Below are 14,044 nucleotides of genomic sequence, written 5' to 3'. Positions count from 1 at the left end.
GGCGAGGGCGGCAGGGGTCTCCCGTGCACCTGCCGCCCGCCTCTCACCCGGCGTCAGCGGGGAGAAGTCCTGGTGCCGCCTAGGCGGTCTGGAAAGCGGTCAACTGCACCGTCCCCTCGGCCATGTCCACCGGTCCGCCTGTCTTGTCGACGGCGACCCGCCCGATCTGGTCGAGGTCCAACTGCCCTGCGGCGACAGGCGATTCGGCCTTGTCCACGCTGTAGTTGAGCTTCGCGCTAGCCGTGCCGCGGGAGCTCAGGGGAACCTCGCCGTCGCTGTTGTACGTCTGGACGTCCGCGGCGATTCGGGCGCCGTCCTCGTTCGAGAGGGAGAGGCCGAGGACCTCGGGCAGGATGCAGGGCCCGGAACCGGTGTTCCTGATGGTGATCGCGGCGGAGCCGGTGTCGCCCGTCTGCTTGCCGCTGCCGATGGTGATCCGGAGTTCGGTCTTGTCGTCGCAGGGGCCGACGTCGGTTCCCTCCTCGTCTCCGGCGCCGCCGTCCTGGTCTCCGCTGCCCGGGCCGGCGTCATCGCCGGGGCCGGTCTCGTCACCGTCGGAGTCGCCCTTGCCCGGGTCCTCGTCGGTCCCGGGCTTGTCGTGGTCCGAGCCGGAGGTGGAGGAGTCACCGGCGTTGTCACTCCCCTTCCCCTCACAGGCCGACAGCGACAGGGGCAGGACCGAGGCGAGAAGACGAGCCGGCAGGATGCGGCGGGCGCGCGAGAGCATGATCGTGACCTTGGGGAATCGGCCGGAGGAAGCCTGGACTTCCTAGGGGCATGGACGAATGTCTGGCGTGGTGCTGTCACCGACGCTAGCCACGCCGTTCCCCGGCTCCTTGAGTAAAAGTTGCTTGTGAGGGCTGCCACGCCGGAAGGCGGGCGTCCACTCAGGCGCCCGTATCCACGCGTGCGGGCCGGTCCCGGAACGACGCCTCCGAGCCGTACGGACGGCGGCTTCGAGCGCGAACTCCCGGCGCGGGCACGGGAGGTGGACACGGGAAGCGGGCCCGGCACGCGGGCCCGCGACGCGAGCCGTCTACGCCACGACTGTGAACGGCAGCGACTTGACGTCGTCGTGACGCTGGAACCAGTGCCGGTACGCGTCGCTCGCCCAGGCCACCTCGCGGTACGCAGACTCCAGGTCGGCGACGAGGGCCTCCGGTTCGATCACGGGCTTCGCCCCCGGCGTCCCCTCACGGGTCGCGAGCAACAGCCGTACGGCCAGGGGGTCGCCGAGCAGCGGCCGTACGACCCAGCCGGCCCTCGCCGGGGAGGTGGGCTGGCAAGGGGCGACCACTTCGCCGGCCGCCACCAGGTCGGCGGCGGCCAGGTTGTCGCCGTGCACCACGCGCGGGCTGATGCCCGCCTCGGCGAAGACCCGGCGCAGCCCGGTCCATTCGCCGTCCGCGGTCGGGTCCACCATCCACCGTTCGTGCGCGAGTTCCGTGAGGCTCAGCACCGAGCGTCCGGCAGCCGGGTGTGTGGCGGACAGCGCGACGAACTGCGGTTCACGCTCGACGAGTACGTGGAGCCGCAGGCCGTCCGGAATGCGCAGCGGCGAGCCCTCGACCTCGTGCACGAAGGCGGCGTCCAGCTGGTTGGCGACGACCATGCGCAGCAGCGTGTGCGCCGAAGGGTCCATGTGGAAGGTGGTGTCGGCCTCCGGCAGACGGGCGCGCAGCCGGCGCAGCCAGCCGGGTACAGCAGGGCTGCCGGTGCTCCCGATACGCAGATACTCTCCCCCGGGGCGGCTCGCGGCGGCCGCCCGGGCCTCGGTCACCAGCGCGGACATCTCCGCCACGATGGGCCGGGCGCGGCAGAGGACGAAGCTCCCGAGAGGCGTCGGGCTGCTGCCCGTACGCTCACGTGAGAAGAGCTGACCGCCCACAGCCTGCTCGATGCGCCGAAGCTGGGTGGTCAAGGAGGGTTGGCTCATGCCGAGTTGACGGGCAGCCTTGTGCACACTGCCCGTATCGGCGATGGCGCACAGCGCACGAAGATGCCTCACTTCGAGCTCCACAAGCCGGAGCATATATTCGCGTGCGCATGTCACACCAGACGTCGACGGCCTGGTCCACCTCTGCGTATCGGATGATGCGACGGACCTATCACCACTTGCAATCATCCCCCGGGCGCCGGTCTCGAACAGACTCTCCGTCGGCAGGAGTTCTTTATCCGGCAGTGACGGTCGCACCCCACCTTGCAGCGGCCGCGCTTCGGACCCGAAGGAGACCCCCACATGAGGTACCGCACTACGGCACTCTCCGCGACACTCGGCCTCGGTCTGGCTCTCGGCCTGGGCGCCATGCCCGCTTCGGCCGCGACCCCGGACGACGGCGCCAGCAAGAGCAGCGTCACCAGGGCCGGATACATCGGTGAGTCCAACAAGGCGACCGAGGCGTTCTTCAACGCCGTCGTGAAGGACGCCTTGAAGAAGCAGGCCGCCAAGCCCGGTATCCAGGCCGTCACCGTCAACTACGACGCCAGCGGAGCACCCACCTTCGCCGGCCAGATCGCCCAGAGCACGGCCACCTGGAACGCGGCCGTCTCCAACGTGCAGCTCGCCGAGGGCGGCGGCGCCAGCTTCGACTACCGCGAGGGCAACGACCCGCGTGGTTCGTACGCCTCCACGGACGGACACGGCAGCGGGTACATCTTCCTGGACTACGCGCAGAACGAGGAGTACGACTCCAACCGCGTCGTGGCCCACGAGACCGGTCACGTCCTCGGTCTCCCGGACCACTACGAGGGCCCCTGCAGCGAACTGATGTCGGGCGGCGGCCCCGGCCCGTCCTGCACCAACGCGGTCCCGGACGGCAACGAGTCCGCACAGGTCCAGTCGCTGTGGGCCAACGGTGTGGCGAGCGCGGCATTCGACCAGGCCGCCTTCGCCAAGTGACACCCGCTGGTCAGCCGTCCACCACGGCTGACCAGCACCTCATGAAGAAGACGCACCACGCCTGAAGTGCAGGTCCCAAGGCACCACGCCTGAATCGCACCATCCTGAACCCCCCACACGGAGGCCCCCGGCTGAGACCGGGGGCCTTCGAGGCGCTGGGGGGAACGGCGCGGTCCGGGCGACAGGCATGGTCGGGTGACGGGCCAGCCGTCCGTGCGGGGGGCCGCCGGAACGTCCGGCACCCGGCCGTTCACGCAGGGGCGCCGTTCGAGACGGCGCCCCTGTACGTGCGTTCAGGGCCGCTCAGCCCGCCGCTGCGTCCGCCTTCTGCGCACGCAGCGCCCGCTCGACGCCGGCACGGGACTCCGTGACCAGACGGCGCAGCGCGGCACCGGGCTTCGCCGACTCCAGCCAGGCGTCCGTTGCGTCGAGGGTCTGCTGCGAGACCTGGAGCGTCGGGTAGAGCCCGACCGCGATCTGCTGGGCCATCTCGTGGCTGCGCGTCTCCCAGATGTCCTTGACCTCCTCGAAGTACTTCTCGCTGTAGCGCGCGAGCAGATCCCGCTGATCGGTCTGGAGGAAGCCGCCGATGACGGCTTCCTGCACCGCGTTGGGCAGACCCGCCTCGGAGGACGCGCCGCTGCCCACCACCGAGGCCCAGGCCTCCGCCTTGGCCTCCTCAGTCGGCCGCGCAGCCCGCGACAGCGCCGCGTGCCGCTCGCCCGCCGAGGTCGCGTCACGCTCCAGCTCGGCCGCGATCTCCTTCTCCCCGGCCTGCCCTGTCGCCGCGAGCCGCTGTAGCAACGCCCAGCGCAGCTCCGTGTCGACGGCGAGGCCCTCGATCACCTCCGTGCCGTCCAGCAGCCCGGCCAGCAGCGCCAGTTGGGCGTCCGTACGGGCCGTCGAGGCGAAGGCGCGCGTCCACGCGAGCTGGTGGTCGCTGCCGGGCGCGGCTGCACGCAGCTGCTCCAGCGTCGCGTCCGACCAGCGGGTGAGCCCCTGCTCGCGCCACTGCGGGTCGGCGTACAGGTCGAGGGCGAGCTTGACCTGCCGCTGGAGCGACTGCACGACGCCGATGTCCGACTCCTTGCCGATGCCGGAGAGCACCAGGTCGAGGTAGTCGCGGGTGGGCAGTTCGCCGTCACGCGTCATGTCCCAGGCGGACGCCCAGCACAGCGCACGGGGCAGCGACTCGGTGAAGTCGCCGAGGTGCTTCGTGACGGTCGCCAGGGACTCGGCGTCGAGGCGGACCTTCGCGTAGGAGAGGTCGTCGTCGTTGAGGAGCAGGACCGCCGGGCGCTTGCGGCCCGCCAGCTCCGGCACCTCGGTACGTTCGCCGTCCACGTCCAGCTCGATCCGGTCGGTGCGCACGAGCTTGTCGCCCTGGAGCTCGTACACGCCCACCGCGATCCGGTGCGGGCGCAGCGTCGGTTCGCCGGTCGCCCCCGGGGGCAGCGCGGGCGCCTCCTGGCGGACGGCGAAGGAGGTGAGGGTGCCCGAGGCGTCCGTCTCGATCTCGGGACGCAGCACGTTGATTCCGGCCGTCTCCAGCCACGCCTTCGACCAGGCGGCCAGGTCGCGGCCCGAGGTCTCCTCCAGTGCGCTGAGCAGGTCGCTCAGGCGTGTGTTCCCCCACTCGTGCCGCTTGAAGTACATCTGGACGCCGCTGAAGAACTCGTCCATGCCGACGTAGGCGACGAGCTGCTTGAGCACCGACGCGCCCTTGGCGTAAGTGATCCCGTCGAAGTTGACCAGGACGTCGTCCAGGTCACGGATCTCGGCCATGATCGGGTGCGTGGAGGGCAGTTGGTCCTGCCGGTAGGCCCACGTCTTCATCTGGTTGGCGAAGCTGGTCCAGGCGTGCGGCCAGCGGGAGCCGGGCGCGTGGGCCTGGCACGCGATGGACGTGTACGTGGCGAACGACTCGTTCAGCCACAGGTCGTTCCACCACTCCATGGTGACCAGGTCGCCGAACCACATGTGGGCGAGCTCGTGGAGGATCGTCTCCGCACGCATTTCGTACGCGGCGTCCGTCACCTTGGAGCGGAAGACGTACTGGTCCCGGATGGTGACCGCGCCGGCGTTCTCCATCGCGCCCGCGTTGAACTCCGGCACGAACAGCTGGTCGTACTTGGCGAACGGGTAGGCGTAGTCGAACTTCTCCTGGAACCAGTCGAATCCCTGCCGTGTGACCTCGAACAGTGCGTCCGCGTCGAGGTGTTCGGCCAGCGAGGGGCGGCAGTAGATGCCCAGCGGCACCGTGCGCCCGCCGCCTTCCCAGGTGCTGTGGACCGCGTGGTACGGGCCGACGATGAGCGCGGTGATGTACGAGGAGATGCGGGGCGTCGGCTCGAAACGCCAGACGTGGTCCGCCGGTTCGGGCGTCGGGGAGTTGGAGATCACCGTCCATCCCTCGGGCGCGCGCACCGTGAACTGGAAAGTGGCCTTCAGGTCCGGCTGCTCGAAGCTCGCGAAGACCCGCCGCGCGTCCGGCACCTCGAACTGGGTGTAGAGATAGGCCTGCTGGTCGACCGGGTCCACGAAACGGTGCAGGCCCTCACCGGTGTTGGTGTACGCGCAGTCCGCGACCACCAGCAGCTCGTTCCGGCCCTGCGACAGCCCGGACAGCGCGATACGGGAATCGGCGAACACCTCGGCGGGGTCCAGCGAGCGGCCGTTCAGCGTGATCTCGTGCACCTCCGGGGCGACCAGGTCGATGAAGCTGGCTGCCCCGTCCTGGGCGGAGTCGAAGCGCACGAGAGTCCGTGAACGGTAGGTACCCCCGTCCTGCGCCCCGCTCAGATCCAGCTCGATCTCGTAGGAGTCCACGGTGAGCAGTCCTGCTCGCTCGCGAGCCTCCTCGCGTGTCAGATTCGTGCCAGGCACCTGGTGCTCTCCCATGCTCTCGCGGTCACACGATGTCGTCGTTCGGCCATCCTTCCACGCGGGAGCTGCGGGCGGGCGGGGGGCGGCGGGTCCCGGAGCGACGGATCTTCACAGGACGGTCGCACGCGGTACGGGCGCGGGAGCATCCGTACCGGTTCCAGTTCGCCGTGCGGCGCTCCGCGAGATTCCGGCGGACCTCGCATCGACCTGGCACCCTCGCCGCGGTCGCCGAGCGCAGCGATCGGACCGGCCTCCCGGAGTGAGCCCCCTACCCCGGCAGATGAACACGGGGTGAGCGCCAGAACGCGGCCCGGCGAGCGCGCGGCGTGGGCCGGATGGCCACCGCCCGGTGACGTGATCCATGAGTGTGGATGGGCTTGCGGCGTTCTGCCGTCGTTCAGCTGCAGGTAACAACCAAAGCCAAACATCCCTGGTGAGCGGGACGTTTCGAAGGTTCCGGCCCGCCGGCGCCCGCGTCGACGTCGCACCAGGAGAGGCACCCGCATGAACCGCAGCAGCCGAACGCAGAGCATTCTGCTCGACCGCCGCACCCTCCTCACCGCCGGAGCCGCCGGCGCAGCCGTCGGGATCGGAGCCGGCTGGGGCCTGAACGGGGGCTCGGCCAGCGCCGGTCAGCCCACCGCGGCTCAGGCGGCCGCAGCCGCCCGTACCCGCCGCATCCGTGCCCGTGCCGCGGCGCCGGTCACCCGCAGCACGGCGGTCGACCCGTCTCCGGCCGGCACCACGCTCGCCTCCGTCTCCGCCCCCCGAGGCGGCGGTGACGGCTACCGCCGCCTCGGGGACGGTCCGGGCTGGAAGCGGGTCGTACGCGAGGAGTTGGCCGGCGCCGGTGGGCGGCGCGAGGAGAGGCGGAAGCCGCTGACCGCCTTCGTTCAGTTCACGGACCTGCACGTGGTCGACGTACAACACCCGTTGCGCTACGAGTATCTGCGCGCGGAGACAGCCAGCGCCTGGCGGCCGCAGGAGGCCCTCTCCGTGGCCGGTGCCGTCTCCCTGATCGAACGCGTCAACAGGCTGCAGGGCGGCTCCGCGACCGGCGAACCGCTGTCCTTCGTGATCACCACCGGCGACAACACCGACAACAACTGCCGCTCCGAACTGGACTGGTTCCTCACGGCGATGAGCGGCGGCCGCATCACGCCCAACACGGGTGACGTGACGTCGTACGAGGGTGTGCAGGACAGCGGCCTCAAGCTCTACTGGCAGCCCGACGACACCATGCGGGACGACGACAAGGTCCTGGGATTCCCCCGCATCGAGGGCTATCTGCGCGCGGCCATCCGCGAGGTCAACAGCCCCGGTCTGGCGCTGCCTTGGTACTCCACCTCCGGCAACCATGACTCCCTGCCCGGCGGTTGCTTCGCCGGGGACACCTTCTTCGGTGACTTCGCCATCGGCGGCAGGAAACTGATGAAGCTGGACTCCGAGGCGGAGGGAGCCCGGCTCTGGAAGACCGTGGAGGAGGGCGGCGACCCCAAGGGCGAGCAGTTCAAGGAGATGCTGCGCTCCCGGCTGCGTTCCCGCGACATGCGTACGGTCACCCCGGATCCGGCCCGTGCGCCTTTCACCCGGCAGGACTGGGTGCGCGCACACATGCGCCGCCGGTACGCGGGGGCGGGCCCCGTGGGGCACGGCTACACGGAGGCCAACCTCGCCGAGGACAGGCTCTACTACACCTTCCGGACAGCCGAGGGCGTGACCGGCATCAGCCTGGACACCACGCGCCTGGACGGCGGTTACCCCGGCAAGGTGGGACCTGCCCAACTCAAGTGGCTGAAGAAGGAGTTGAAGGAGCAGCGGAAGGCGGGCGCGTACGTGCTGCTCTTCAGCCACCACACCAGCACCACGACCCCCGACGGCGGCCCCGAGCTTCTCTCGCTGCTGCACGAGAACCCCCACGTGCTGGCGTGGATCAACGGCCACAGCCACAAGAACAAGATCAGACCGCGCGGCACCTTCTGGGAGATCTCGACGGCCTCCCACGTCGACTTCCCTCAGCTGGCCCGCACCCTGGAACTGGCCGACAACGGCGACGGAACGCTGTCGCTGTTCACCACTCTGATCGAGTCGGCCGCGCCGGCGCGTACGGACTTCGAAGACCTCTCACAGACCGGACTGGCGTCCATCTACCGGGAGTTGTCCTTCAACAGCCCGGGCGCCCGCCGTGAGCTGACCGGCGAGCCGACGGACCGGAACACGGAGTTGCTGCTGCCCAAGCCGTAGGCCGTCCGTACGGACGGCCGCACGGCAACAGCACCGCGAGCGTCCCTTGCCCTCACGAGAACCGGCCCACAGCCCTGCACGCACGCAGATCGGGCGACTCGCAGCCGGAGGAAGAGCCGCCGGAGCCGGGACCCGGCAGCCCGGAGAAGCGTCCGGAAGCCGCGGCCTGGCCGCCCCCCGTGGCACGCCAGGCCGCGAGCACTTCACGCACAGCCGGGACGTACCGGAACAAGGCAGGACGCCGCGGCCGCGGGCCGCCGTCCCATCTCGCGGAACAGGGCCGCCGCCAGGTTACGTGCGATGGACGGGTGCTGTGTCCCGAACTCGACGACGGGTCAACGGACTTCGGGTCACCGGCCGTCGACCCGAACACGCCCCCGGGCGTTCAGGTCCACCGCGCGAAGCGCCGTCACCGGACGGAGCAGGGAAATCGTCGTTGTCGCCCTCGCCCCCCAGGGGGCAGAGTGGCCGGCATGACGACGACGACCTCCCGACACGAAGGGAAGGCGCCGCGAGGACGGACGCGGCCCGGCCCCGCACTGATGATCGTCGCGGGCGCGGCATGCACGTCGTCGTCGGGAATGTTCATCAAGCTCTCCGGCGTGAACGCGGGCACCGCCGCATTCCTGCGCTGTGCGCTCGCCCTGCTCGTCCTGGCACCGCTGGCGTACTTCGAGTACCGCCGCCTGGGCGGCCGGTCTCCCCGCCTGCTCGCACTCGACCTGGCGGCGGGCGCCCTGCTGGGCCTCGACTACGTGTGCTGGGTGCAGAGCATCCACGACCTGGGCGCGTCCATCGCGACCCTGCTGCTGAACGTCCAGCTGGTCGTCTTCCCGCTGCTGACGCGTGTCTTCACCGGCGTACGGCTCGCGCGGCGGTTCTGGCTCACAGCGCCCGTACTGCTGGCCGGTGTGGCCCTGGCCAGCGGTGCGCTCGGCCACCCAGAACCCGGCAGCGACCCGGTCTCCGGAGCCCTGTTCGGCATGGCCGCGGGAGTCGGCTTCGCCGGGTACCTCTTCTTCATCCGGCTCGGCGGCGACGGGCCCGCCCCCGCCGAAGCCGGCGGAGCCGCCGGGCAGGGCCCGGCGCTTCCCGTGGAGGACGCCCGCAAGCCGAACCCGCACACGGTGCTGCCCGTCTGCACGGCGACGCTGGCGGCCGCGATCGCCTCAGGGGTGGTCGGCTCGCTCTGGACAGGCGTCGACCTCGACCCGGGGCCGGCGGCGTGGGGCTGGCTGATACCGATGGCCCTGCTGGGCCAGGTTCTCGCCTGGCTGCTGATCAATCCGGCGCTGCCGCGGCTCGCCCCCGACAAGGGAGCGACTCTGCTGCTCCTCCAGCCGATCCTGGCGCTTCTCTTCGGTGTCGGATTCCTTGCGGAACGCCCCACTCCGACCCAGTACGCGGGGTGTGCGCTGGTCGTCTTCGCGGTGTGGCGCTCGAGCCGCCCTGATCACTAGAGTCCTGGCATGTCCGTCCGCACCACCGTCATCACACTGGTGGTCGCTGTCCTGGCCGCCTTCTGCATCAGCTCCTCTTCGGCGGCCGACCTGGGGCACAGCGCGACCCAGGACGCGATGGACGCAGAGGTCCGACAGGCCGGAGCACCAGGGGTGCTGGGGCAGGCCGAGGACGGCGGCGGCGTCTGGAACGGCGCCTCGGGTGTCGGGGACCGACGGACGGACCGTCCGCGCCTCGCCCAGGACCGGTTCCGCATCGGAAGCCTCACCAAGCCCTTCGTGGCAGCGGTGCTGCTGCAGCTGGAGTCGGAGGGCGAGCTCGATCTGGACGACACCGTGGACCGGTGGCTCCCCGGCACGCTGCGCGGCCACGGAAACGACGGGCGACACACCACGCTCCGCCAACTGCTCAGCCACAGAAGCGGCGTGTACGACTTCACCGCCGACCCCGGGGTCAGCCGCACGTACTTCGGCCCCCGGTTCCGGACCAGCCGCTACGACACGCACAGCCCGGCCGCTCTCGTCCGTACGGCCACGGCTCATCCGCCGTCCTTCGCGCCGGGCACCGAGTGGCGCTACTCCAACACCAATTACGTACTGGCCGGCATGGTCGTCGAGAAAGTGACGGGGCATTCCTACGCGCACGAGATCGAGCGCAGGCTCATCAGGCCGCTGGCGCTCCGGGACACATCGCTGCCCGGCACCTCGGCGGAGATACCCGGCCCGCACGGGCGGGCGTACTCCACGCTCTCAACTGCCGGTCCCGGCACCCGTGTCCGCGACGTCACCACGCTGGACCCCTCGCTCGCCGGTGCCTCCGGCGAGATGATCTCCTCCACCGGCGACCTGATCCGGTTCATGCGTGCCCTGCTCGGCGGCGAGGTGCTGCCGCCCGGGCAGCTGAACGAGATGAAGACGACCGTCCCCGCCGACGGGGGCGACCGCTACGGCCTGGGCCTGACCCGGCAGCGGCTCTCCTGCGGAACCACCGTCTGGGGGCACGAGGGCACCATTCAGGGCTCCCGCTCGAGCGCCGTCACCACGACCGACGGCTCGCACGCCGCCGCCTTCAACATCAACGGCGACTGGGCCGGCGAGACCGCCTCGCTGGTCGAGGCCGAGTTCTGCGGCTGACCGTCCAGGCGCACACCGCTGTTCACGCGTCCCGTCAGCGGGGCAGCACGATCACGTACTCGGCCGGCTCGCGTTCGACCGCGGTCATCAACGCCGTACGGACGATCGCCGCCTGCTGCTCCAGCGAATCGCGGAGCTTCTGCGGGGTGATGTGGACGACGGTGATGCCCATCGCCTCCAGCACCTCCCGCTTGCGGGCGTACTCGGACCACTGGACGTCGTCCCCCGATCGCGGGGCACCGCCCGTGGCGCCTCCCGCGCCCGAAGGGCTGTGGGTGGGGGCACTTCCGGCGCCCGAAGGGCTGTGCGTGGGGGCGCTTCCGGCGCCCGAAGGGCTGTGCGTGGGGGCGCTTCCGGCGCCCGAAGGGCTGTGGGTGGGGGCACCTCCCACGCCCGAAGGGCTGTGGGGGAAGGTGTCCAGTTCCAGAGCGACCGCCTGTTCCGGCCAGTAGGCGTCGACGCCGCCGAGGTACGGGCCGCCCGGCAGGCGGAGGTCGACATTCCAGCAGGGGTCGGGGAGCCAGTAGCGGAAGACCATCTCGTACAGACGGCCCTCCGCCAGCGCGCGGTCCTCCGAGGTCAGTGCCTCGACGGCCTCCCTCACATGAGGCCGCCCAAGCAGGCGGGCGTTGCCCAACTCCCGTACGACCGCTGACGCTTCGCAGTAGCCGCCGCGCACCGACTCCACGAGCAGCCGCCGCACGACGCCCGCGTCGGTCAGCTGAGCGACGGTGTCGGCGAGGGCGCGGGACACCGGGGCGACGGGCAGCCCCGTCACCTCCTCGGGCTCCGGCAACTGCTGTCCGCGCACGATGTGGACGCACCCCGTGGAACGGAGCCGGCGGGTACGGGGCACGAGCACGTCGATGCGGTCGAGGGAACGCAGCGAGGGCGCGCCGGTGAAGCCGTGCAGGGTGAGGGCGGCCAGGCCGGTGATCATCGCCTCCGGCGGCTGCGCGGGGAGGGGCTGTCCCGGCGCCGCGGGCGAGGGCCGTGCCGGCACAACCGGCGGGAGCGGCAGGTCAGTTGGGCGGGCACTCCGCCCCGCGAGTCCCTGCTGAGCCGGGATCGGCGGGCTCTCGCTTCCGGCGTAGAGAAGCGCGGCGTGCAGCCGCTCGTCGCTCGTGGGCATGCCCGAGTGCAGCAGAAACACGCCGGGGAGCAGCAACTGCCAGGGGCCGCCCGGCCGGCAGCGCTCGTTGGCCGCGGCGGCGGACACACCGTGCTCGCGCAGGGCGCGGGTGGTCAGCACCCGTCCTTGTGCGGCGGCCGTGAGGTGGCTGAGGGGGCGAGGGGAGAGCGGGATGTTGTGCGTCATGTCCGGGCGATTCCCACCCGTGGACCGTCATCCAACCTCTGTTACGAGCCCGTCGACAAAGCCGGACAACTCTGCCCTAAAGTACGGACGTTCGAGTGCCGATCAGACTCACCCGGCAGACGGGGCGCACAAGGCCGGTCTTCACGCGTGAGGATTCGTTCGCCGGCAGGACGGACGGGGCGATCCGGCGACAGTAGGGCCGGGTACGTCTGCTCGGCACGTGGCTGCTCCGGGCACCTTCCGGCTGCGCGCTGCGCGCACGCCGGGGCGCTCCGGAGAGAAAGCACGATGTGCAGAGGAGTGACCGGGGCGAGGGAGGACAGCACGGCCGCGGGGCGGTGAAGTCACGCCCCGCAGTTCGCCGTCGTCAGCCCTGCTTCTTGCCGGACCTGCCGCCGACCGTCACCAGAGCTGCGATCAGCAGGTAGAGACCGACCGGAATGGCGACGAAGAGGCCGAGCGTCTCGATGACGCTCAGCCCGGGACCCGGGTCGTCGCCGTCGTCGCGGGTGAGCGCGAAGGCGGGGGACGACAGCAGCAGCATCAGCGTGGCGCCGGCAACGATGGTTCCGGCGCGCAGCGTGTTCTTGTTGACCTTGTTGCTCACGCCGTCAACATATCGGACGCCTGATGCCACTGTTCCTCCGGGTCTCCATCAGGGGCCTGCACGGCGTCCCGGCAGGCCCGAGCACCCTCAGATGTCCGCGCTGTCGGCACCGAAGCCGGTACCGGTCGGCTCGCTGGTGAGCGGCAGCTCCGCGAGCGGCGGTTCGCTGGTCAGGGGTGCGACGTCGGCCAGGGGAGGTTCAGAGGTGAGCGGTGCCTCGAAGCAGCCGCAGGAGCACGAGCCGTCAAGTCCGGAGTCGGGGTCGGACACACCGGACAGGTCTACCGGCTCGTGCCCCTGTTTGGAGAGGACCTGCTGTTTCGAGATCACCTGTCGCGGCAGGGGGGTCAGGACTGCGAGAAGTTCAGCGGACGCGGCCACGGCGGGCCTCCGTTCGTTGACGTCGGATGGTTAAGAGTTCGCCTTACCCAATCGAGTCGTGCGCAGACGTAATCGGGCCAGGAACGTGTTCGAGGTCACGTTTGCCTCCACAGGCGATTTGCCCGTGAGGGCCGCCGGGAGGCGAAGAGACACCGCTTCTTTGAGGCGTCGCGCACGAAATTTTACAGGTTCCTCACCGAAGGTCACCACTGGACGGCCCGGGGCCCGCACTTGCGCAGGTCGGCAGGCGGGTGCGGAAACCCAGCGTCACAGTGCGTGCGCACCGCATGACTCGCAGGCGGGCTCGCCCGGCACGTGAAGCGACCCTGCCGTCACTGTCCGCTCTGCTTTCGACGTCCGGGCGCCTTCCTTCGTCGTTGCGCATGCGAGCGCCTCACTCCCGCGGGCGACGCGCGGAACCGCGGCGGCGACGGGACGCGTCCAGCCCCAGTGGATCCCAACAATCCGCATTCCCGGACCACTTCGGGCACCTCGCGTTGACATGCTCGACGGGACGGTGATGGGCTCGTCCTTCGAAGTGTGCTCCCCGGACCGCATGTTCAGCTCCGGTGAGCGATGTGACGGGGAACGCTCGGCAAGGCTCAGCAAGGTACGGACGCGACGGCGCAGCGACGGGGCGAGCGATGACCGGCGTCGGGGAGGACGTGGTGGGCGCAGGGGCGCAGGGGGAAAGAGCACGGCGACGGATGGGCGCGACAGCCCTCACCGCCGCCGTCATCGGCGGGCTGCTCGGCGGTGTGCCCGCGGCACACGCCGCGCCACAGCCCGGAGGAGACGGAGCCTCGGCGGGCGCGAAGGACACCGACGCCGAAGCAAAGGGGTCGGCCCCGTCCGTATGGCCGCGTCCTCAGTCCATCCAGGAGCGCGGTGCGTTCGTGCCCGTGGGCCGTGCCGTGACGCTCGTCTCCGAGGAGGGCACGGACGACGCGGCGCTGGACGCGTTGCGCACCGCCTTGAAGGCGGCGGGCGCACGTCACATCGAAGAGGTGCGTCCCGGCCAGCCGTTGCCCGAGCAGGGTCTGGTCGTGCGCGCGGTGAGCCGGGCGGATGGTCTTCGCTGTCGTAGTGAGTCGCTCCCAGGAGCGCTCCAAAAT

The 14,044-nt window shown here is 70.6% G+C and carries 10 protein-coding genes and 1 pseudogene; 5 read left to right on the top strand and 6 right to left on the bottom strand.

Translation table 11 applies throughout. From position 1 onward, the window contains the following. Positions 1-79: 79 nt before the first annotated feature. Positions 80-727, bottom strand: a complete 648-nt coding sequence (locus H5J26_RS20865; protein ID WP_181767441.1) for a DUF4232 domain-containing protein — start codon at positions 725-727, stop codon at positions 80-82. A 309-nt stretch (positions 728-1,036) separates the two neighbouring features. Then, positions 1,037-2,032 carry a LysR family transcriptional regulator gene (locus H5J26_RS20860; RefSeq protein ID WP_181767440.1) on the bottom strand — a complete coding sequence of 332 codons (996 nt, stop codon included), beginning with the start codon at positions 2,030-2,032 and terminating at the stop codon, positions 1,037-1,039. Between the two features lie 207 nt (positions 2,033-2,239). Between H5J26_RS20860 and snpA the strand changes: the two genes are divergently transcribed. Next, positions 2,240-2,899, top strand: coding sequence for a snapalysin (snpA, locus tag H5J26_RS20855; protein ID WP_181767439.1), 660 nt, complete (start codon positions 2,240-2,242; stop codon positions 2,897-2,899). 303 nt (positions 2,900-3,202) lie between these two features. On the opposite strand, the gene pepN is transcribed toward snpA, so the two are convergent. Then, positions 3,203-5,785, bottom strand: a complete 2,583-nt coding sequence (pepN, locus tag H5J26_RS20850; RefSeq protein WP_181767438.1) for an aminopeptidase N — start codon at positions 5,783-5,785, stop codon at positions 3,203-3,205. A gap of 504 nt (positions 5,786-6,289) precedes the next feature. Between pepN and H5J26_RS20845 the strand changes: the two genes are divergently transcribed. From H5J26_RS20845 to H5J26_RS20835, 3 genes are all read left to right on the top strand, one after another. Continuing rightward, positions 6,290-8,029, top strand: a complete 1,740-nt coding sequence (locus tag H5J26_RS20845; RefSeq protein WP_181767437.1) for a TIGR03767 family metallophosphoesterase — start codon at positions 6,290-6,292, stop codon at positions 8,027-8,029. Positions 8,030-8,502: 473 nt separating this feature from the next. Next, a complete protein-coding gene (locus H5J26_RS20840; RefSeq protein ID WP_235980871.1) occupies positions 8,503-9,489 on the top strand; it encodes a DMT family transporter in 987 nt (328 codons plus the stop codon). A 9-nt stretch (positions 9,490-9,498) separates the two neighbouring features. Next, complete coding sequence (locus H5J26_RS20835; protein WP_181767436.1) at positions 9,499-10,623, top strand: serine hydrolase domain-containing protein; 1,125 nt, start codon at positions 9,499-9,501, stop codon at positions 10,621-10,623. A 34-nt stretch (positions 10,624-10,657) separates the two neighbouring features. Here the strand turns inward: H5J26_RS20835 and H5J26_RS20825 are convergent, their stop codons facing one another. From H5J26_RS20825 to H5J26_RS20815, 3 genes are all read right to left on the bottom strand, one after another. Next, positions 10,658-11,941: a hypothetical protein gene (locus H5J26_RS20825; protein ID WP_235980870.1), complete on the bottom strand. Its 1,284-nt coding sequence runs from the start codon at positions 11,939-11,941 to the stop codon at positions 10,658-10,660. 367 nt (positions 11,942-12,308) lie between these two features. Then, positions 12,309-12,548, bottom strand: coding sequence for a hypothetical protein (locus tag H5J26_RS20820; protein WP_181767435.1), 240 nt, complete (start codon positions 12,546-12,548; stop codon positions 12,309-12,311). Between the two features lie 87 nt (positions 12,549-12,635). Further along, positions 12,636-12,929, bottom strand: a complete 294-nt coding sequence (locus H5J26_RS20815; RefSeq protein WP_181767434.1) for a hypothetical protein — start codon at positions 12,927-12,929, stop codon at positions 12,636-12,638. Positions 12,930-13,636: 707 nt separating this feature from the next. Between H5J26_RS20815 and H5J26_RS20810 the strand changes: the two are divergent. Beyond that, positions 13,637-14,044 (top strand): annotated as a pseudogene (locus H5J26_RS20810) (glycoside hydrolase family 20 zincin-like fold domain-containing protein); the annotation flags it as partial.

Origin of the sequence: Streptomyces albidus (ex Kaewkla and Franco 2022) (genome assembly GCF_013870515.1) — a bacterium.
GTDB lineage: Bacteria > Actinomycetota > Actinomycetes > Streptomycetales > Streptomycetaceae > Streptomyces > Streptomyces albidus.
Note: the sequence above shows the minus strand (reverse complement) of the source record. Positions and strands in the feature narration are given on the sequence as shown.

Excerpts from the sequence above, each read along its gene's own strand:
- H5J26_RS20865 (WP_181767441.1), bottom strand. The coding sequence starts at position 727 with ATGCTCTCGCGCGCCCGCCGCATCCTGCCGGCTCGTCTTCTCGCCTCG.
- H5J26_RS20860 (WP_181767440.1), bottom strand. The coding sequence starts at position 2,032 with ATGCTCCGGCTTGTGGAGCTCGAAGTGAGGCATCTTCGTGCGCTGTGC.
- snpA (WP_181767439.1), top strand. The coding sequence starts at position 2,240 with ATGAGGTACCGCACTACGGCACTCTCCGCGACACTCGGCCTCGGTCTG.
- H5J26_RS20845 (WP_181767437.1), top strand. The coding sequence starts at position 6,290 with ATGAACCGCAGCAGCCGAACGCAGAGCATTCTGCTCGACCGCCGCACC.
- H5J26_RS20840 (WP_235980871.1), top strand. The coding sequence starts at position 8,503 with ATGACGACGACGACCTCCCGACACGAAGGGAAGGCGCCGCGAGGACGG.
- H5J26_RS20835 (WP_181767436.1), top strand. The coding sequence starts at position 9,499 with ATGTCCGTCCGCACCACCGTCATCACACTGGTGGTCGCTGTCCTGGCC.
- H5J26_RS20825 (WP_235980870.1), bottom strand. The coding sequence starts at position 11,941 with ATGACGCACAACATCCCGCTCTCCCCTCGCCCCCTCAGCCACCTCACG.